Source organism: Streptomyces fractus (assembly GCF_049844455.1).
Taxonomy (GTDB): domain Bacteria; phylum Actinomycetota; class Actinomycetes; order Streptomycetales; family Streptomycetaceae; genus Streptomyces; species Streptomyces fractus.
On record NZ_JBMYHI010000002.1, the window covers coordinates 8191966 to 8212072 of the forward strand.

Annotated in this window: 16 protein-coding genes and 1 riboswitch; of the genes, 7 read left to right on the forward strand and 9 right to left on the reverse strand. The window is 71.5% G+C overall.

The annotated features are described in order from the left end of the window. The first annotated feature begins 120 nt into the window (after window positions 1-120). Window positions 121-2340 carry an NADP-dependent isocitrate dehydrogenase gene (locus tag ACP4E5_RS39270; RefSeq protein ID WP_425837792.1) on the forward strand — a complete coding sequence of 740 codons (2220 nt, stop codon included), beginning with the start codon at window positions 121-123 and terminating at the stop codon, window positions 2338-2340. A 143-nt stretch (window positions 2341-2483) separates the two neighbouring features. Continuing rightward, on the forward strand, window positions 2484-4445 hold the full coding sequence (locus ACP4E5_RS39275; RefSeq protein ID WP_425837795.1) for a M13 family metallopeptidase: 1962 nt from the start codon (window positions 2484-2486) through the stop codon (window positions 4443-4445). A 113-nt stretch (window positions 4446-4558) separates the two neighbouring features. Here ACP4E5_RS39275 and ACP4E5_RS39280 read toward each other — a convergent pair whose 3' ends face one another. From ACP4E5_RS39280 to rho, 6 genes are all read right to left on the reverse strand, one after another. Continuing rightward, window positions 4559-5881: a hypothetical protein gene (locus tag ACP4E5_RS39280; protein WP_425837798.1), complete on the reverse strand. Its 1323-nt coding sequence runs from the start codon at window positions 5879-5881 to the stop codon at window positions 4559-4561. Between the two features lie 356 nt (window positions 5882-6237). Beyond that, entirely contained in the window at window positions 6238-8244 is a 2007-nt protein-coding gene (locus ACP4E5_RS39285; RefSeq protein ID WP_425837800.1) for a GTP-binding protein, read from the reverse strand. Window positions 8245-8409: 165 nt separating this feature from the next. Next, window positions 8410-9528, reverse strand: coding sequence for a Nickel transporter NicT (gene nicT, locus ACP4E5_RS39290; protein WP_425824901.1), 1119 nt, complete (start codon window positions 9526-9528; stop codon window positions 8410-8412). A 31-nt stretch (window positions 9529-9559) separates the two neighbouring features. Continuing rightward, window positions 9560-9790: riboswitch (cobalamin riboswitch) on the reverse strand. 3 nt (window positions 9791-9793) lie between these two features. After that, window positions 9794-10297: an inorganic diphosphatase gene (locus ACP4E5_RS39295; protein ID WP_425837803.1), complete on the reverse strand. Its 504-nt coding sequence runs from the start codon at window positions 10295-10297 to the stop codon at window positions 9794-9796. A 65-nt stretch (window positions 10298-10362) separates the two neighbouring features. Then, window positions 10363-10854, reverse strand: coding sequence for a GNAT family N-acetyltransferase (locus tag ACP4E5_RS39300; protein WP_425837805.1), 492 nt, complete (start codon window positions 10852-10854; stop codon window positions 10363-10365). Between the two features lie 29 nt (window positions 10855-10883). After that, entirely contained in the window at window positions 10884-12029 is a 1146-nt protein-coding gene (rho, locus tag ACP4E5_RS39305; RefSeq protein WP_425837808.1) for a transcription termination factor Rho, read from the reverse strand. A gap of 530 nt (window positions 12030-12559) precedes the next feature. On the opposite strand from rho, the gene ACP4E5_RS39310 reads away from it, so the two are divergent. Together ACP4E5_RS39310 and ACP4E5_RS39315 are read left to right on the forward strand one after the other, a co-directional pair. Beyond that, window positions 12560-13270, forward strand: a complete 711-nt coding sequence (locus ACP4E5_RS39310) for a class I SAM-dependent methyltransferase (RefSeq protein ID WP_425837811.1) — start codon at window positions 12560-12562, stop codon at window positions 13268-13270. A gap of 99 nt (window positions 13271-13369) precedes the next feature. Further along, entirely contained in the window at window positions 13370-14164 is a 795-nt protein-coding gene (locus tag ACP4E5_RS39315; protein WP_425837814.1) for a VOC family protein, read from the forward strand. Window positions 14165-14167: 3 nt separating this feature from the next. Here ACP4E5_RS39315 and def read toward each other — a convergent pair whose 3' ends face one another. Further along, on the reverse strand, window positions 14168-14824 hold the full coding sequence (def, locus tag ACP4E5_RS39320; RefSeq protein WP_425837817.1) for a peptide deformylase: 657 nt from the start codon (window positions 14822-14824) through the stop codon (window positions 14168-14170). Between the two features lie 142 nt (window positions 14825-14966). On the opposite strand from def, the gene ACP4E5_RS39325 reads away from it, so the two are divergent. Then, entirely contained in the window at window positions 14967-15725 is a 759-nt protein-coding gene (locus ACP4E5_RS39325; RefSeq protein ID WP_425837820.1) for a GNAT family N-acetyltransferase, read from the forward strand. 6 nt (window positions 15726-15731) lie between these two features. Here ACP4E5_RS39325 and ACP4E5_RS39330 read toward each other — a convergent pair whose 3' ends face one another. Beyond that, complete coding sequence (locus tag ACP4E5_RS39330; protein WP_425837823.1) at window positions 15732-16949, reverse strand: ROK family transcriptional regulator; 1218 nt, start codon at window positions 16947-16949, stop codon at window positions 15732-15734. 148 nt (window positions 16950-17097) lie between these two features. On the opposite strand from ACP4E5_RS39330, the gene ACP4E5_RS39335 reads away from it, so the two are divergent. Both ACP4E5_RS39335 and ACP4E5_RS39340 read left to right on the forward strand, forming a co-directional pair. After that, the gene (locus ACP4E5_RS39335; protein WP_425837826.1) at window positions 17098-18561 is read left to right on the forward strand and encodes an APC family permease; all 1464 of its coding nucleotides are present in this window, start codon (window positions 17098-17100) and stop codon (window positions 18559-18561) included. Further along, window positions 18558-19523: an ROK family protein gene (locus tag ACP4E5_RS39340; RefSeq protein ID WP_425837829.1), complete on the forward strand. Its 966-nt coding sequence runs from the start codon at window positions 18558-18560 to the stop codon at window positions 19521-19523. Before ACP4E5_RS39335 ends, ACP4E5_RS39340 begins: the two co-directional genes overlap by 4 nt. A gap of 33 nt (window positions 19524-19556) precedes the next feature. Here ACP4E5_RS39340 and ACP4E5_RS39345 read toward each other — a convergent pair whose 3' ends face one another. Then, window positions 19557-20012 carry a MarR family winged helix-turn-helix transcriptional regulator gene (locus ACP4E5_RS39345; RefSeq protein WP_425837832.1) on the reverse strand — a complete coding sequence of 152 codons (456 nt, stop codon included), beginning with the start codon at window positions 20010-20012 and terminating at the stop codon, window positions 19557-19559. Window positions 20013-20107: the final 95 nt, after the last annotated feature.

Consider the following 20107-nt stretch of genomic DNA (forward strand, 5'->3'; position numbering starts at 1 on the left):
CGGAAAGATCTTGGCGACCGGACCCCTTTCGAATCCGGGCCCGGTAGGAGATATCTTGATGTCGAGCAATCTGAGCAAGATGCAGACGACGACGTGGAAGACGTGGAAGCGGAGCACCCGGTGACTGACTCGACCATTATTTACACGCACACAGACGAGGCCCCGGCCCTCGCGACGTACTCCTTCCTGCCGGTCATCGAGGCCTACGCGTCCACCGCCGGTGTCGGCGTGGAGACCCGTGACATCTCCCTGGCCGGGCGCATCCTCGCCCAGTTCCCGGAGTACCTCACCGAGGAGCAGCGCGTCCCGGACGCCCTCGCGGAGCTCGGCGACCTGGCCAAGACGCCGCAGGCCAACATCATCAAGCTGCCGAACATCTCGGCCTCGGTCTCGCAGCTCAAGGCCGCCGTCGCCGAGCTTCAGGAGCAGGGCTACGCGCTCCCGGCCTACCCGGACGAGCCGAAGACCGACGAGGAGCGCGAGGTCGGCCGCCGCTACGACAAGGTCAAGGGTTCCGCCGTGAACCCGGTCCTGCGCGAGGGCAACTCCGACCGCCGCGCGCCCGCCTCGGTGAAGAACTACGCCAAGGCCCACCCGCACCGCATGGGCGCCTGGTCCGCCGAGTCCAAGACGAACGTGGCGACCATGGGAGAGAACGACTTCCGCTCGACCGAGAAGTCCGCCGTCATCCCGGCCGCCGACAAGCTGAAGATCGAGCTCGTCGCCGACAACGGCACGACCACCGTGCTGCGCGAGTCCGTACCGGTCCTCGCCGGTGAGATCGTCGACGCCTCCGTGCTGCACGTCGCGCCGCTGCGCGAGTTCCTTACCGCGCAGATCGCCCGCGCCAAGGAAGAGGGTGTGCTGTTCTCCGCGCACCTGAAGGCCACCATGATGAAGGTCTCCGACCCGATCATCTTCGGCCACGTCGTGCGCGCCTTCTTCCCGGAGACCTTCGCCCGCTACGGCGCCGACCTGGCCGCCGCGGGCCTTACCCCGAACGACGGCCTCGGCGGCATCTACAAGGGCCTCGAGACCCTCGCGAACGGCGCCGAGATCAAGGCGTCCTTCGACGCCGAGCTCGCCGCCGGTCCCGACCTCGCCATGGTCGACTCGCACCGCGGGATCACCAACCTGCACGTGCCGTCCGACGTCATCATCGACGCCTCCATGCCGGCGATGATCCGCACGTCCGGCCACATGTGGAACAAGGACGACCAGGAGCAGGACACCCTCGCGGTGATCCCGGACTCCTCGTACGCCGGTGTCTACCAGGCCGTCATCGACGACTGCCGCGCCAACGGCGCCTTCGACCCGTCGACCATGGGCACCGTCCCGAACGTCGGCCTCATGGCGCAGAAGGCCGAGGAGTACGGCTCCCACGACAAGACCTTCGAGATCCCGACGACCGGCACCGTCCGCCTGGTCAACCAGGCCGGCGACGTCGTCCTGGAGCAGCAGGTCTCCGAGGGCGACATCTTCCGCGCCTGCCAGACCAAGGACGCCCCGATCAAGGACTGGGTCAAGCTCGCCGTCACGCGCGCCCGCGCCACCGGCGACCCGGCCGTGTTCTGGCTGGACGAGGGCCGCGCCCACGACGCCCAGCTGATCAAGAAGGTCGAGCAGTACCTGCCGGAGTTCGACACCGAGGGCCTGGACATCCGCGTCATGTCCCCGGAGGACGCCACCAAGCTGTCCGTCGAGCGCATCCGCCAGGGCCTCAACACCATCTCGGTCACCGGCAACGTGCTGCGCGACTACCTGACCGACCTCTTCCCGATCCTGGAGCTGGGCACCAGCGCCAAGATGCTGTCGGTCGTCCCGCTGATGAACGGCGGCGGCCTCTTCGAGACGGGCGCCGGCGGCTCCGCCCCGAAGCACGTCCAGCAGCTCGTCAAGGAGAACTACCTGCGCTGGGACTCCCTCGGCGAGTTCCTCGCCCTGGCCGTCTCCTTCGAGCACCTCGCCACCACCACGGACAACGCCTCGGCGAAGGTCCTCGGCGAGACCCTGGACCGCGCCACCGGCACCTTCCTCAACGAGGACAAGTCGCCGACCCGTCGCCTCGGCGGCATCGACAACCGCGGCAGCCACTTCTACGTCGCCCTGTACTGGGCCCAGGAGCTGGCCAAGCAGACCGAGGACACGGAGCTCGCCAAGGCCTTCGCCCCGCTCGCGGAGAAGCTCGCCGCGAACGAGCAGAAGATCGTCGACGAGCTGCTCGCCGTCCAGGGCTCCCCGGCCGACATCGGCGGCTACTTCAAGCCCGACCCGGCCAAGGCCGACAAGGTCATGCGCCCGTCGAAGACGCTGAACGAGGCGCTGGCCTCGATCGCCTGACCCGAGTCGGTCAGCACAGCGCGAACACTGCCCCGGTCGGCCCCGTGCCGGCCGGGGCAGTGGCGCGGGCGGCTCCGTTCACGCTGCGCGGAAGCGGGGTATTTGACGCTCTTCCTACGCCCTGACCTGGGTAGGGTGCAGCGATGAGCACTCTGGATGACGCACGCCCGGGCATGGACCCGGCGATCCGACCGCAGGACGATCTCTTCGGGCATGTCAACGGCCAGTGGCTGGCGACCGAGCCCATCCCCGACGACCGCTCCAGCTGGGGCCCCTTCGTGGAGCTCGTGGACGTGGCCGAGCAGCGGGTCAAGGAGATCATTCAGGAGATCGCGGCCGGCGGACCCACGAGCCTGGACGCGGACGACGCGCGCAAGATCGCCGACCTGTACGCGTCGTTCATGGACGAGGACGCCGTCGAGGCCCGCGGTCTTGACCCGGTCCGCCCGCTGATCGACGAGGCCGCCGCGCTGAGCGACGTACGGCAGCTCGCCGGATTCCTCGGCCGCTTCGAGCGCAAGGGCGGCTCCGGCCTGTTCGGCGCCTACATCGACAGCGACGACCGGAACTCCGACCGCTACCTCTTCAACATCCTCCAGGGCGGCCTCGGCCTGCCCGACGAGTCGTACTACCGCGAAGAGAAGTTCGCCGAGATCCGCGAGAAGTACGAGGCGTACCTGACCGAGCTGTTCACGCTCGGCGAGCACGCCGACCCGGCCGCCGCCGCACGCACCGTCCTCGCCCTGGAGACGCGGCTCGCCGAGGGCCACTGGGAGCGCGCCGAGACGCGCGACGTGCAGAAGACGTACAACCTCACCACCTTCGACGAACTCACCGCGCTCGCCCCGGCGTTCGACTGGCGGGGCTACGTCACCGGGCTCGGCGGCAAGGACGAGACGCTCGCCGAGTCGTGCGTGCGCCAGCCTTCGTATTTGACGCACCTGTCCGCGGTTCTCACCGAAGTTCCCATCGAGCAGTGGCGCGACTGGCTGCTCGCGCGCGTGCTGCGCTCCGCCGCGCCGTACCTGTCGTCGCCGTTCGTGCGCGTCAACTTCGAGTTCTACGGCCGCACGCTGAACGGGACGCCGGAGCTGCGCGCCCGCTGGAAGCGCGGCGTCGCCTTCGTCGAGGGCGCCATCGGCGAGGCCGTCGGCAAGGAGTACGTGGCTCGGCACTTCCCGCCGCGCTCCAAGGCGCTCATGGACGAGCTGGTCGCCAACCTCCTCGAGGCGTACCGCCAGTCCATCTCCCGGCTCGACTGGATGACGGACGAAACGAAGGAGCGGGCGTACGAGAAGCTCGCCACGTTCCGGCCGAAGATCGGCTACCCGGACGAGTTCCGTGACTACTCGGGCCTCGCGGTCGTCCCCGACGACCTGCTCGCCAACGCGTACGCCGCCGACGCCTTCGAGCACGACCGGCAGATGGCGAAGATCGGCGCGCCGGTCGACCGCGACGAGTGGTTCATGCTGCCGCAGACCGTGAACGCCTACTACAACCCGGGCACGAACGAGATCTGCTTCCCGGCCGGCATCCTCCAGAAGCCGTTCTTCTCGCCGGACGCCGACGCCGCCGAGAACTACGGCGGCATCGGCGCCGTCATCGGCCACGAGATCGGCCACGGCTTCGACGACCAGGGCGCGCAGTACGACGGCGCGGGCAACCTGAACGACTGGTGGACCACCGCCGACAAGGCGGCCTTCGAGAGCAAGTCGAAGGCGCTCATCAAGCAGTACGACGGGTTCTCGCCGCGGAACCTGCCGGGCGAGTTCGTCAACGGGTCGCTGACCGTGGGCGAGAACATCGGCGATCTGGGTGGGCTCACCATTGGGCACACCGCGTACAAGATCGCGCTCGGCGACGAGCCGGTGCCGAGCGACGGTGAACTCACCGGTACGCAGCGGCTGTTCATGAACTGGGCGTACTGCTGGCGCACGAAGCGGCGCAAGGAGCAGGAGCAGCAGTACCTCACCATCGACCCGCACTCGCCGCCGGAGTTCCGGGCGAACATTGTGCGGAACCTGGACGAGTTCCATGAGGCGTTCGCCACGAAGGTGGGGGACGGGTTGTGGGTCGAGCCGGGGGATCGGGTTCGCATCTGGTGATGTGACCTCTACGTAGGCCCGGACGGTTGATGTCGTCCGGGCCTACGTCTCGGGGCTCTGCCCCGGACCCCGCTGCTCAATCGCCGCAGGGGCTTGAAATCGGACCCCGCTGCTCAATCGCCGCAGGGGCTTGACCTCACCGACTGGAGTGCCGTGATGCACGTCGTGATTGCTGCCTGGAGTTCCTCCAGGCGTTGGAGCATGTCGTCCTCGACGATGTCGTCGATCTCCTGGGCGTCGACGTCGTCGAAGGTCAGCTCCTCGAACGCCTTCGTGGCCTTCTGAAGGCTGCTGTAGAACTTCGCGCGCCGCTCCTGCACCCGCAGCTCGGGGTCCTTCTCGACGGTCTCGGCGACGAGCGTGCGCACCGTGTCGTACGCCTCGCGGGCCCACTCGCCCGCCTCCTCGTCCTCGTCCAGCTCGTCGATGAGGGACAGGTGCCGCTCGGCCTCCTCGCGGAGCGCGGGGGAGGCCTCGATCTTCTGGCCCGCGGGGGTCTTGACCTGGCCCCCTTCCGCGATCCTGCGCACGTACTCGAGCTGGCCGCCGGTCTTGGTCTCCTCGGCGACGGCCTTCTTCAGGTCGTCCGTGCGCACGATGTCGCGGGCCATGCCCGTGCGGAGCACCGGGTCCTCGTCGAGGCGGTCCATGAGCGCCTTGCGGGCGGCCTCTGCGGTGCCGGGGTCGGCGAGGATCGCGGCCCGCAGCGCGGTCGGGTTCTCCGCGACCTCCAGGGCCTTCGTCGGGCGGATGCCCTCGGACTCGGCGGCCGCGGTGATCGCCTGGCCGCGCACCGAGGTCGCGCTGTTGCGGGACACGTAGTACGACAACCAGACGTCGGCGTCCGGGAGTTCGACATCGGTGCCGGGCGTCAGGGACTCGAACTGGGGGACCAGACCGTCGTCCGCCGCGCTGTCCCACGCCTTGTAGAAGCGCATGACGCGGTCGGGGGAGCAGCCGGCGAGCTCGGCGAACTTCCGGGCGGAGACCTTGGTGGACTCCCCGGCGGGCTGCCCGCCGGGCCGCACGCTGCGGGCCACCTTCAGGGCGAAGGCCCAGCCTCCGGTGCGGGCGTAGACGCCGAAATCGTGGGCGTCGCGGGTGATGGCCTCCGGTACGTCGCCGGTGGCGGGGTCGTCGTCGGCCTCCGCTTCGGCGTCGGCCTCGGAGCTCTCCGCGAAGGGGACCTCCGTGGGCGGCGTCCAGAAGCCGTCGGACGCGCTGTCGGAAGCGCTGCCGGTGTCCGGGGCTGCGGCCGGGGTGTCGGTGGTCGGCGGGGTCCACATGTTCGCGGTGTCCCCGGGCTCGGCCGTCTCCTCGTTCGCGGGTGCGGCGGCGCCGGCGTCCGGGGCGGCGGCCGGCGCGGGCACGGGCTCCGCGGGGGCGGCGTCGCCGGACGGGACGGCGGCGTCGGACGAGTCGATGGCTACGGACACGTAGGCACTCCTGAGTGATCGGGCGTGTGCGGGTTGACGAACCACTTTATCGCTCCGATTGGGCCGTTTTGCGCGCGAGTTGCCACAGCGGCGCGGCGGACACGAGTGCGAAGTCGGAGCGGCCCGTCCCGGGCGGCGGCACGGACGGGCCCGCCATTCGCGACTCCCCCAGCTGCGAACGGCGGGCCCGGGCTCGGCCTCGACCGTGCCGCGCGGCGGGAGAGCGCGGGCACGGGAGGCTCGATACCGCAGCATCTCAGCGCGCGCCCGCACCGCGGACGGGGCCAAGGGGCCCCTCCCGGTGGGCCGAACGGCCCGGATTCAACCGTCCCCGGATCGACGCCGGCCCACGGCCCTCACCCCGTCCGCGCCCCCGCCCCGCGCACCACCCGCAGCAGGTACTCCTTGCGGTGCAGCGGGTCGTGGTCCGTGCGGGAGCGGTGCGGCGGGTCCGCGCGGACCGGGGCGTAATGGTCGAAGGAGGCCTCCAGGACCCCCTCGCCCCGGGTGAGGGACGGCAGTTGCTGCTCCAGGGCGCGCACCCGGGCCGCGGGGATCAGCCCGTCGACCGTGGTCCACGCCCCGCCGTCCGTGCGCTGCCCCGTCGGCACGGCCCGCAGCCGGGTGATCACCGGCAGCACCGCCCCGTACAGATCGGCCGGGATGTCCAGGCGGAAGCGGTGCATCGGCTCGCACACCGCCGTGCCGGCGCGCGCGAGTGCGCTCATCAGGACCAGCGGGGTGAGGCCGCGGAAGTCGCCCGCCGTGCTCGACATCGACTTGTCGAAGACGGCGTGCGCGTGACTCTGCCGCGGCGCGTAGCCGGAGCGCGTGAGCGTCACCGTGCAGTCGGTGACCTGCCAGCCGAGCAGCCCCTGGCGCAGCGTCCTGTGCACGGTCTCCTCGATGGCCTTGATGAACGCCAGAGGGAGGGAGCCGAGCTCGATCCCGAGGCGGAACGCGACACCCGAGCCGACCGGCGCCGGATCGACGCGCAGGCCGATGGTCGCCAGGAACGGGTTGTCCTCGCCCTTCATCGACTCCACCGCCTCGCCGGAGCCCGTCGGCCGCTCGACGCACAGCGGCGTCGACTCCCGGAACGTCACGTCGAGCCGGAACTCCTCGGCGAGCGTGGCCTGCACGACCTCCTTCTGCACCTCTCCGTAGAGCGAGAGGAAGATCTCCCGGCGGATGTCGTCCTGCCGCAGCCCGATCAGCGGGTCCTGCTCGGCGAGCTGGGTGAGTGCGGCGAGCAGGGCGCCGCGCAGGCCCGGCCGGTCGGGTTCCACGACCGTCTCCAGGGTCGGCGGAGCGAAGTGGTGCTCCCTGACGGGGGCCTGCGGCTCGCCGAGATCGTCCCCGACGCGTACGCCGCCGAGTCCCCACAGCCGCGCCACCTGTCCGGGACCCACCTCCGTACGCGGTGCGTCCGCCCCGTCCGCGAAGACGCGCACCGACGTCACCCGGTCCTCCGCGCCACCGGGCAGCGCGAGCCGCTCGCGCACGCGCAGCGTCCCCGTGAACACGCGGGCGTACGCGATCTTCTCGCCGGCCGGACCGCGGTCCACCTTGAACACGCGGGCAGACAGCGGGAGTTGGGGTTCTGACTCGGCCGGAGGCAGCAGTCGTGTGATGCCGTCCACGAGCGCGTCGATCCCCGCGCCGGTCATCGCCGAGCCGAAGTACACGGGATGCGCCCCGGTACGCGCCGTCTGCTCGGCGAGCGCGTCCCGCAGCCAGCCGTACGTGACCGACTCCTCGTCCTTGACGTACGCCTCGAGCAGCGCGTCGTCGCGGGCGGAGAGCACGTCGACCAGGCGGGCGCGATGGGCGGTGTCGTCATCGGCGTACGGGACACAGAGCGCGTCCCGGCCGCCGAGGCCGTGCGTCACCGTGTTCATCGGGACCATGCCGGGCGCGAGTTTGCGCCGCAGGTCGTCGAGGAGGCCGGCCTCGCGGGCGCCCCGGCGGTCGACCTTGTTCACGAACACCACGGTGGGGATGCGCAGTCGGCGCAGCGTCCGCATCAGGACGCGGGTCTGCGCCTGCACGCCCTCGACGGCCGAGACGACGAGCACCGCCCCGTCGAGCACCCCGAGCACCCGCTCGACCTCGGCGATGAAGTCGGGATGGCCGGGTGTGTCCACGAGGTTGACGCTCGCGTCGCCGACCGGGAACGACACCACGGCCGACTTGATGGTGATGCCGCGCCGCCGCTCCAGGTCGAGGGAGTCGGTGCGGGTGCTCCCGTCGTCGACACGGCCCAGCTCGTCGATCACCCCGGCCGTGTGCAGGAGCCGCTCGGTCAGACTGGTCTTACCGGCGTCCACATGCGCGAGAACGCCCAGATTCAGCAATGCCACTGGCAGTCGTGTCCTTGAGGGAAGGGGATGCCACGGCGAGATTCGCGGTGGCCCTCGGAAGGAACTGGACTGCAGAGCGCATGGATCGGTCCTCACGGTCGGGGCGCGCGGCATGTGCCGCACCGAGATCAGTGCAGCAGCGCGCCGCGCACCCCGGCAACCGATTTATCCGGCGTCGGCCAACCGCGCCGACCACCGCTGCTCGACCCTCGCCAGGCGCCAGTAGGCGATCGCCGCCACCCACACGACCACGAACAGGCCCACGATCACGTACCCGACGTTGTCGAGGTCGAGACCGGCGATCCAGCCGGTGACCGCGTCGCTCAGGTCGAGCTTGTCGTGCAGGACGCCGACGAGCTCGATCGTGCCGATGAAGAACGCGACCGCGATGGACAGGCCGGTGATGGTGAGGTTGTAGAACACCTTGCGCACCGGGTTCGAGAACGCCCACTGGTAGGCGAAGTTCATGAACGTGCCGTCGAGCGTGTCGAACAGGCTCATGCCCGCGGCGAACAGCAGCGGCAGGCACAGGATCGCGTACCAGGGCAGGCCCGCGGCGGCGCCGCTGCCCGCCATCACCATCAAGGTCACCTCGGTCGCGGTGTCGAAGCCGAGCCCGAAGAGGAAGCCCAGCGGGAACATCTGCCCCGGCCGGGTGATCGACTTGGTGAAGCGGCCGAGGATCCGGTTCATGAACCCGCGGGAATCCAGGTGCTGCTCGAGCTTCCGCTCGTCGTAGGAGCCCGCGCGCATCGCCTTGAAGACCTTCAGAATGCCCATCAGGGCCACGAGGTTGAGCGCGGCGATGAGGTACAGGAACGTGCCGGAAACGGTCGTGCCGACGATGCCGAGCGCCTGGTGGGTGCGGGAGTCGTCGTTCATCAGGGTGCCGGCGAGCGCCGCGCCGCCCGCGACGAGCGCCGCCATCGCGACCACCACGCTGGAGTGGCCGAGCGCGAACCAGAACCCGACCGAGACGGGCCGCTTGCCGTCCGCCATCAGCTTGCGGGTGGTGTTGTCGATGGCCGCGATGTGGTCGGCGTCGAAGGCGTGCCGCATGCCGAGCGTGTACGCCGTGATGCCGAGGCCGATACCGAAGGCTTTGTTGCCCACTTCGTAGTGCTCGGGGACGACGAGCAGGAACAGCACGCCGAACGCGACGACGTGCAGCGCGGCGATCACCGCGATCAGGCCGGCCGTGCGCAGCGTGTCCTCGCGGCGCCAACGGAAAGCAGGGGAAGGGGAGTTCGGGGCAGGGGTCGGGGAGTTCCCGGGCAGGGTCATGCGTCGATCACGCTCCAGCACCTCGTGGATCACTTCGTGAGATGCCGCGGCCGGTCTCCTGGCTTACGGGTGTGCCCGCCGCTCCGGCCTTCCCAGCGGCCGACGGCCACCAGTGGCGTACAGGATGGAACGGCGGGCTCCGGGCGCGTGACTCGAAAGACGCGCGGTCCGAAACCCGATCACAGTGGCGAGGGCCGCTCCGGAATGGGCCCCTGAGGGGCCGTCACCGGTCTTCCCGAGCACCACGGCCCGACCACCCTACTACCTACCCGGACGCGCGTTCGCGGGCCCGGTGGATCTCCTCGTAGGCCTTGTCCCGGCCCTCCCAGTGGGAGCCGTCGACCGACTTGCCCGGTTCGAGATCCTTGTAGACCTCGAAGAAGTGCGTGATCTCCAGGCGGTCGAACTCGGGGATGTCCTCGATGTCCCGGGTCGCGTCGTGCCGCGGGTCGTGCGCGGGAACGCACAGGACCTTCTCGTCCGGGCCCTTCTCATCGCTCATCACGAACATGCCGATCGCCCGGCACTCGATGGCGCAGCCGGGGAACGTCGCGTCGCCGGTCAGGACGAGGGCGTCCAGCGGGTCCCCGTCGCCGCCGAGCGTGCCGGGGATGTAGCCGTAGTCCGCGGGGTACTGCGTCGACGTGAACAGCATCCGGTCGAGCCGGATCCGCCCGAGTTCGTGGTCCATCTCGTATTTGTTCCGTGAGCCCTGCGGGATCTCCACGATCACGTCGAACGCCTCGGCGCGTGCCTGACTGCTGCCCAATGTGGCCTCCTTGCCGCATTCCGACGCCCCCGAGTGTGCGGCCTGCCGGGCAAGGGCGGAACCCCTCAGGCGGCCGGGGGAATGGGGAATTCGAGTTCGGGCCGGTCCCAGGCGACGGCCGGCGGGCGCGCGGGGACCGTGCCGGTGCGGTGCGCGCCCATGCTGCGGTAGAAGCCCTCGGCGGGCGGGTGCGAGACGACGCGGACGTGGTCGAGGCCCGCGGCCTGCGCCTGCGCCCGCATGTGGTCGACGAGGAGGCGCCCGATGCCCCGGCCCTGCGCCTCGTCCGCGACGAACATCAGGTCCAGCTCCGGCGGCACGGTCAGCAGCGCGTAGAAGCCGAGCACCCGCTCGTCGGCCGGATCCACGGCCACGTAGACATGGTGCGCCTCGATGTAGTCGGGGCCCACCCGATAGCCCGCGACCATGGAGGCGTACGGGTCCCGGTAGGCGCCGGAGCCGCGCACGAGGCGGGTGAGGCGCCGGGCGCCCCGGGCGGTGGCCCGCCGGACGGTGACCGCCGGGGTCCCTCCGCGGCGCGTAATGCTCGCGTTCATGTGTCGAGTATTACGCATACGGGGCGGGGTCAGGCGGTGGGCACCGTGGAGTGCGCCTGGCGCAGGAACGCGGCGTTGTCCGGGGTCTGGCGCAGCTTGTCGAGCAGCGCCTCGTAGGAAGCGGCCGGGTCCCTGCTCTGCAGGGCGCGCCGCAGTCCGCGTACGACGGTCAACTCGGGTGCTGGCAGCAGGAGTTCATCGCGGCGGGTGCCGGAGGGGGTGAGCTCGACGGCCGGGTGGACGCGGCGCTGCGCGAGGACGCGGTCGAGGCGCAGCTCCATGTTGCCGGTGCTCTTGAGCTCCTCGAAGTAGTAGTCGTCGGCGCGGGAGCCGGTGTCGACGAGGGCGGTGGCGAGGATGGTCAGCGATCCGGCCTCCTCGGCGTCGCGGGCCGCGCCGAAGAAGCGCTTCGGGCCGTGCAGGGCGGCCGCGTCGACACCGCCCGACAGGGTGCGGCCGCTGGTGGAGGCCGCGTTGTTGTGCGCCCGGCACAGCCGGGTGAGGGAGTCGAGGAGGATCACCACGTCGCGGCCCTGCTCGGTGAGGCGCTTGGCGCGCTCCACGGCGAGTTCGGCGAGCGCGATGTGTGCCTTCGCCGGGCGGTCGAACGTCGAGGCGTAGACCTCGCCGCGCACGGAGCGGCGCATGTCGGTGACCTCTTCGGGGCGCTCGTCGACGAGCACGACCATGAGGTGGACCTCGGGGTGGTTCGCGGCGAACGCGGCGGCGAGCTGTTGCAGCAGCACCGTCTTGCCGGTCTTCGGCGGGGCGACGATCAGGCCGCGCTGCCCCTTGCCGACCGGCGTGAACAGGTCGACGACGCGTCCCGCGAGCCCCGAGGCCGGGTGCTCCAGGCGGAAGCGCTCGCTGGGGTGCAGCGGGGTGAGGTCGGCGAAGTGCGGGCGGCGGCGGGTGGCCTCCGCGGGGGCGCCGCCGACGGTCTCGACGTGCGCGAGACTGCGCGGCTTCCCGCACGTCCCCTCGACGAAGTCGCCCTTGCGCAGGCCGAGTTGGCGGATGAGGTGGGCGGGCACCTGGACGTCGTGCGACGTGGGTTCCAGGTCGGCCGCCCGCAGGAAACCGTGCTCGTTCCCGCCGATGTCGAGGACGCCGGCGGCGCGGACGGGTTCTTGGGGTGGGGCGGGGGTGGTGCTCGTGGTGGTGGCCGTGGTCATGACGATCACAGGTCCTTTCGCGGGCCGAGCCGCGGACGCGGCAGGCGTACAAGGGTCCTTCTGACGGATCAGGCTGGACGCGGTGGGCCGGGATCATTCGGCTCCGCGAGCGGGGTCTGGTGCGTGCAGCTGCAAGGCGGAGGAGGGCGTCAACGCGGAGCGTTGGCAACCGACGACAACGCGGCAGATGTGCGTGCCAGGGCCCGCGACTCCAGCAAGATCCGTCAGAAGGGCCCTGGGGCAGGGAAGGGGTGGGATCCGGCGAGTGGCAGGGGCGCTGGAGCGCGCCCCGCGGCCGGGGAAACCTGGTGTCGCGGCTACGGGTGAAGAGCCCGCCAGAAGCCGCTGACCAGGGGTGACGTGCGCTGTTCGGCGACGGAAAGTCGTCTGCCGGGGAGCGCTGAAGAGATGAGATTCGGTACCGGCGCCTCGAAGTGGGCGAGCACGTGTACCGCCATGACCGTACCACCCGACCCCCGTCGCGCGGCAAGCCCCGACTTCGGAGCCGGTGCGCCCTATGCTGATCCGCCATGTTCACCGATCAGGGCCCCACCCTCCGCGAGCTGGCCGTTCAGGCGCTGTCCTCGGTCGAGCGGGGGTACGACCTGCTGGCGCCGAAATTCGACCACACGCCGTTCCGCACCCCGGACGTCGTGCTGGACGCGGTGGGCCGCGCGCTCGCCGGGCTCGGCCCGTACGGCACCGGGCTCGACCTGTGCTGCGGGACCGGGGCGGGCCTGCGCGTGCTGCGCGAGGCGGGCGTCGGGCGGGCCGTGGGCGTCGACTTCAGCGGCGGCATGCTGGACGTCGCGCGGCGCGGTGAGCCGACGGCCGACCATGTCCGCGGGGACGCGCTCGCGCTGCCCTTCGGCGAGGTCTTCGACCTGGTGGTGAGCTTCGGGGCGTTCGGGCACTTCCTGCCGCGCGAGTGGCCGCGGCTGTTCGCCCAGGTGTGCCAAGTGCTGCGCCCCGGCGGCCGGTTCGCGTTCCCGCTGCCCGCGCCGTCGCGGCCCGGATCGACGGGCTACTGGGCGATGCTCGGCTTCGACGCCGCGATGCGGGTGCGCAACGCCGTGTGGCGGCCCCCGTTCGTCATGTACTACCGCCCGTTCCGGCTCGGCGACGTACGGCGGGAACTGGACCGCGCCGGGTTCGACGTCGCGCTGCACGCCCTGCCCGAGCTCGGCGAGCGGCCCGACGGCAGCCCGCGGTGCAGGCTGGTCGTGGCGATCCGCCGCTGACGGGCCCGCCGGATCGCGTCCCGGCCCCGCCGCGCCTAGCGTGTACCCATACCTGCCGGGCCGCGCCGTGCCCGGCGACCGACGGAAGGGTGTCGCCTCATGTCCGCTCGTCCTGAAGGCGCGCCGGTCTGGGCCGACGCGATGTTCCCCGACCTGGAGGCCGCGAAGAGCTTCTACACGGAGCTGTTCGGCTGGACCTACGACGAGGGCAGCGCCGAGTTCGGCAACTACACGCAGGCCAGGACGCCCGACGGCAAGCGGGTCGCGGCGCTCGTGCCGCAGATGCCGGGCGCGGAGGGCGTGCACCCGGCCTGGAACCTGTACCTCGCCACCGCGGACATCGCGTCGGTCGCCGAGCGGATCAAGGACGCGGGCGGCAGCCTCATGACGGACCCGATGCAGGTCGCCTCGTTCGGCACGATGGTCACCGCCCAGGACCCCGCGGGCGTCGTCTTCAGCGTGTGGCAGCCCGACACACACGAGGGCTTCGAGAAGGTCAACGAGCCGGGCGCGTACTGCTGGGCCGAGGTCAACACCCGCAACGCCGCACGGACCGACTCCTTCTTCCCGGCCGTCTTCGGCTACGGCGTGAAGAAGATGGACGACGACCAGATCGACTTCGACGTCTGGGAACTGAACGGCGAGCCGGTCATGGGCCGCATGCAGATGACGGACGACTTCCCGCCGCACGTTCCCTCGTACGTCAATGTGTACTTCGTCGTCGAGGACTGCGACGCGGCGGTCGCCACCGTCCAACGCCTGGGCGGCAAGCTGCACTTCGGGCCGATCGACACGCCCTTCGGGCGGTTCGCGGCGGTCGGGGACCCGCAGGGCGCCGCGTTCTCCGTCATCGACGTGACGGCGGCCAAGGGCGAGATGCCGAAGCTGTCCTGACGGTCAGTCGGACGAGTCGGACGACGGCAGTCTGAACTCCAGCTCCCGCGCGGCGAGTTGGGGCGTCGGTTGCGCCCAGCGCTCCACGGCTTCGGGAGTCCGGGTGGACGACAGGGACCGGAGCTCGGCCCGGTCCAGATAGAGGGTGCCGTTCAGATGGTCCGTCTCGTGCTGCACGATCCGCGCGGGCCAGCCCGTGAACTCCTCGTCCACCGTGCGCCCTTGCTCGTCGAGGGCGCGCAGCCGCACGCGCTCGTGCCGGGCGACCACGGCCTGGTAGCCCGGCACGCTCAAGCACCCTTCGTAGAAGGCGACTTGGCGCGCTCCCACGCCGTCGTACGACGGGTTGACCAGTACCCGGAACGGCTGCGGCACCCGTCCTCGCGCGGCCCGCACCTCCTCGCTCACGGCCGCCGCGTCCTCGATGACGGCGAGCCGCAGCGGCACCCCGACCTGCGGCGCGGCGAGGCCCACGCCGGGCGCGGCGTGCATGGTGACCCGCATCGCGGCGATGAGCCGGGCGAGCAGCTCGTCCGGGAGCTGACCGTCGACGGGCTCGGCGGGGCGGCGGAGCACCGGGTCGCCCGCCGCGACGATCGGCAGCGGCTCCTCGGCGGCGAGCAGGGACTCGACGTGATCAGTCAGTGACGTGAACGGCATCGCGCCAGGATGCCAAGCGTGATCACGGGCACGCCCCGCGGGGTCCGGGAATGCGCCGACGCCCGGAACGGTTCTGATCTTGTGGCCGTCCCGAACGGATGGGACGGCGGTGGCACAGGAGAAGGTTCGAGGGTTCCGACGGATGACGCAGACGCAGGCCCAGACGCAGACGTACGCGGCGCACGGGGACCCCACGGCTCCCGCACCGCACACCGAGCGCGGGTTCCACCCCCTCGACCACCCCGCGTACGCCGCGCTGACCGGCCCGCACGCGCACTTCGCGGAGCGCAGCGGCCGGGCCCTGCGCTACCCGACCGCCGTCACGCCGTGGACCGCGCTGCCCCCCGACCCGGGGCCCTCGGACTGGGCGGACCTGGCGGCGTTCGCCGCCCCCGACGGAACGCTGCCGCTGCTCGGCACCGACATCGAACTGCCGGAGGGCTGGGAGACGACGGTGGACCACGCGGGCGTACGCATGGTCGGCGACGCGGTGGACGCGACCCCCGACCCGGAGGCCGTCCTGCTCACCGCCGCCGACGTCCCGGACATGCTCGACCTGGTGGCCCGCACCCAGCCGGGCCCGTTCACGCCCCGCACCATCGAACTCGGCACGTACCTCGGAATCCGCCAGGGCGGCGCGCTCGTCGCGATGGCGGGGGAGCGCCTGCACCTGCCGGGCCACACCGAGATCAGCGCCGTGTGCACCGACCCGGCCCACCGGGGCAAGGGCCTCGCGGGCCGCCTGGTGAAGGCCGTCGCAGCCGTCGTCCAGGACCGCGACGAAACCCCCTTCCTGCACACCGGCGCGGCCAACACGAACGCGATCCGCCTGTACGAGTCCCTGGGCTTCCACCTGCACGGGACGACTCGGTTCCGGACGGTGCGGGCGCCGCGACAGTAGTCGGCGTCACGCCTGCGACTGCGCGTAGGCCCGCTGCCACGCGATCGACACGGCCTGCGCGATCCCGCCCAGGACCGTCGCGTCCTCGCCCGTCGCGGACGCCGCGAAGTCGGGCAGCGGCAGCGGAACGAGTTCGCCGAGCCGCCGCTCGACCCGCTCGCTGACGTGCTCCGCGTGCTCGCCGAGCGCGCCGCCGCCGAGCACCACGAGCCGCGGGTCGAGCAGCGCCACGACCGGCACCAAAGCCCGCGCGATCAACTCCACCTCCCGCGCCACCACGGCCTCGGCCGCCGCGTCCCCGTCGCGGGCCGCCCGGAAGATCCGGTCCGGGGTGCAGTCGTCGCCGAGCCCGGCCGCCCGTCCCGCCGCCACGAGCGCGTCCGCCGCGGCGGCGCTCTCGAACATGCCGCGCTCCCGCTGCTCGTCCGCGGGGGTCGTGGAGTCGCCGACGAGCAGGTAGGCCACCTCGCCCGCCGCGCCCCTGACCCCGCGGTGCAGTCGGCCGGCGAGCACGGAGCCGACACCGATGCCCGTGCCGACGGACAGGAACACGAAGTCGTCCACGCCCCGGCCGACGCCGGCCGCCTGCTCGCCGAGCGCGGCCAGGTCGATGTCGTTCTCGAAGGTGACCCGGTCGCCCAGCTCCTCCGCGAGCAGGGAGACGACGGCGGGCCGGTCCCATCCGGGGATGTTGCCGGAGTGCAGGAGCCGGCGCGAGCCGGGGTCGTAGATGCCGGGGCTGGCGATGACGATGCTGTAGACCTCGCCGAGCGCCACCCCGTTGCCCTCCAGCAGGTCCGTCACCAAGTGGGCGATCTGCTGGACGAGTTCGGTGGCGTCGTGGGTGCGGGCGGCCTCCTTGCGACGGTCGATCACGCTGCCGCCGAGGTCGGCGAGGGCGAGCCGGATCCAGTGCGCCCCGACGTCGACGCCGACCACCCGGCCGGTGTCCACGTTCGGCTCCCACAGGCGGGCGGCGCGGCCTGCGCGACCGGTGAGCAGGCCCGTCTGCCGGACCAGACCCGCCGCTTCCAGGCGGGACATGGCCAGGTTCACCGTCGGCCGGGACAGGCCGGTGTCGGCGGCCAGCTGCGTGCTGGACAGCGGAGCGCCGCGCTGCAGGAGTTCCAGGACGGCCCACTCGTTGGCCTGCCGCATGCTCCCGGGCCCGCGCATCGGCCTTTGGAGGGGCAGCGTGTCCAGGCTGTTCGGATTCGTGGGCATGAGCGTCATCCTTCCATGCGGCAGTGTGCGCCAGGTCATCTGCAGGCCGTTCACCAGGGCATTGATTTAGTTAAGAAGGACTCGTTACATTTACCGCGCCCTGACCGCGGCCTCGCGAAGGCCGCCCCGACCGCAAAGGCGCAGACCCGTGTCGTCATCCCCGTCATCCGAGTCGTCCCCACCCAGCGGCGGCCTCGCGCGCCGCATCGGCCTCCTCCAGGCGACCGCGCTGAACATGAGCCAGATGGTCGGCGTCGGTCCCTTCATCACCATCCCGCTGATGGTCGCCGCGTTCGGCGGGCCGCAGGCCGTCATCGGCTGGGTCGCGGGCGCGCTGCTCGCCCTCTTCGACGGACTCGTCTGGGCGGAACTCGGTGCGGCGCTGCCCGGCGCCGGCGGCACGTACGTCTATCTGCGTGAGGCGTTCCAGTACCGCAGCGGCAAGCTGATGCCGTTCCTGTTCGTCTGGACGGCGATCCTCTTCATCCCGCTGATCATGTCCACCGGCGTCGTCGGGCTCGTCCAGTACCTCGGGTATCTGTGGCCGTCGATGGGCCAGGGCTCCGGCGACGCCGCGGGCATCGCGCTCATCGCACTGATCGTGCTGCTGCTGTGGCGGCGCGTCGACTCCGTCGCCCGGCTCACCACGATCATGTGGGGCGTGATGCTGCTCGCCGTGGTCCTGGTGGTCGCCGCCGCGTACTCGGACTTCGATCCCGCGCGCGCCTTCGCGTACCCGGCCGGTGCCTTCGACGTGTTCGGCGGGAAGTTCTGGGCCGGGTTCGGCGCGGGTCTCGCGGTGGGCGTGTACGACTACCTCGGCTACAACACCGCCGCGTACATGGGCAGCGAGCTCAAGCGGCCGGGGCGCACCCTGCCGCGTGCCACCGTCACCTCGATCATCGGGGTCATGGTCATCTATCTGGTGCTCCAGATCGGCGTGCTCGGCGCGGTCGACTGGCACCGGATGCTCGACCCGAACTCCGCCGTCTACCGGTCGATGGCCTCCGTGATCCTCGAAGAGGCCTGGGGGAAGGGGCCCGCCCGGATCGTCACCGGGCTCATCCTCGTCACCGCGTTCGCCTCGGTGTTCGCGGGGCTGCTCGCCGGATCCCGGGTGCCCTTCGACGCGGCACGCGACGGAGTCTTCTTCCGTTCCTTCGCCCGCCTGCACCCCAGGCACGGCTTCCCCACGATCGGCCTGCTGACGATGGGCGTGATCACGGCCGTGGGCTTCATGATCGGCCGGCACACCGACATGGGCACCCTGATCCAGCTGCTGACGACGGTGATGGTCCTCGTGCAGACGCTCTCCCAGAGCGTCGCGCTCACCGTCCTGCGCAAGCGCCAGCCGCACCTGCGCCGCCCGTACAAGATGTGGCTGTACCCGCTGCCGAGCATCCTCGCCTTCGCCGGCTGGGCCTACATCTATGTGTACGCGGACCACAACGCGCCGGGCCGCCACCCCATCGAGTGGTCGCTCGCCTGGGTCGCGCTCGGCATCGTCTCCTTCGGCCTGTGGGCCCGCAAGGAACGAATCTGGCCGTTCGGCGACAAGGAGATACGCGAGCAGTTCGCCTCCATGACGAGCGAGGAGCGGGCCACCGCATGACCACCGGCACCACTGTCGCCCCACCGGTCGGGGGCGGCTCCCAGCACCACGTCCTGGCGATCGATCTCGGCGGCACCAAGATCGCCCTGGCCACCGCGGCGCCGGACGGCACGACCCTGCACCGCGCCTCTCTGCCCACGCTCGCCGAGCGCGGCGCGAACGACGTCATGCGCCGACTGGCCGACGCGGGCCGGGAGTTGACCGCCCGCACCACCGCCGACGGGTACGGCCCGCTGTGCGCGGTCGGCGCCGCGTCGCCCGGCATCGTGCTCGACGACCGGATCCTGCTCGCGCCGAACAACCCCGGCTGGGACCGGCTCGCGCTCGCCCCAACGCTGCGCGTCGCCTTCGGCGTCGACGCGGTCGCCGTCGAGACCGACGTCAAGGCCGCGGCCCTCGCCGAGGCCCGGTGGGGAGCGCTCGCCGGGTCGGCGTGCGGCATCTTCCTGAACCTCGGCACCGGGCTCTCCGTCGCCACGGTCGTCGACGGACGGGTGCTGCGCGGCGCCCACGGGGCGGCGGGTGAGATCGGCTCCGGGCTCCTGCGTGCCGCGGACCTCCCGCTCGCCGACGCGGGGCGGGCCCCGCTCGAGGAGTACGTCTCCGGTCGCGCGCTCGCCGACCGCGGCTCCGCGCTGTTGGGCCGCGCCGTCACCACCGCCGAGGTATTCGAACTGGCGGGGGAGGACCGGGAGTTGGCGGGCCTCGTCGACGACGCCCTGGACACGCTGGGCGTGCACCTCGCCAACCTGGCGATCGCGCTCGACCCGGACACGATCGCCGCGGGCGGCGGCATGACCCGCGCCGCCGACCGTGTCCTGCCCCGGCTGCGCCGCATCCTGGACCGGGTCGTGCCGTTCCCGCCGTCCCTGGTGACGGCACGCTTCACGCAGACCGCACCGCTGACGGGCGCGGTGATCGCGGCGCTGGACGCGGCGCAGCGGCACGGCGTCGCCGCCTGAGCCCGACGGGCGGGCGGTGGGTCGGGCTCAGGCCTACGTGTCCGCCTCCTCCTGTGCCGCGTTGTACCGCACCAGGTAGTGGGCGAACCGCTCCAGGTCCGCCTCCGGCCAGTCCGCCAGGCGTTCGCCGAAGATTTGGCGGCGGTTGACCGTCACCTGGCGCAGGAGGTCGGCGCCGGCCTCGGTCGGGTGGAGGACCTGGACGCGGTGGTCGTCGGGGTCGACGCGTCGGATCACCAGGCCGGCTCGCTGTAGGGCGGCCACTTGGCGGCTGACGGTCGACTTGTCGAGGGCGTAGTGCGCCGCCAGGTCCGTGGCGCGGCAGCCGCCCCGCTCGTCGAGGTGGGCGAGCAGCGAGTACGAGACGAGCGAGAGCTCGGGGTGCATCCGCGCGGCGGTGGCCCGTGCGCGCCGGGCGAAGGAGGTCAGCTCGCGCTGAATGGTCTCCACGGCCGCCTCACGGTCGGTCGCGCGATCTGACTGGGCCACGGCGGTTCCTTTCGGGGTGCTCGTTGCACTCTACAACCCAGAACCCCTCCGGGGCGGTCGGACGTGGCGCGTATCTCTTATGCAACTTGTTGCAA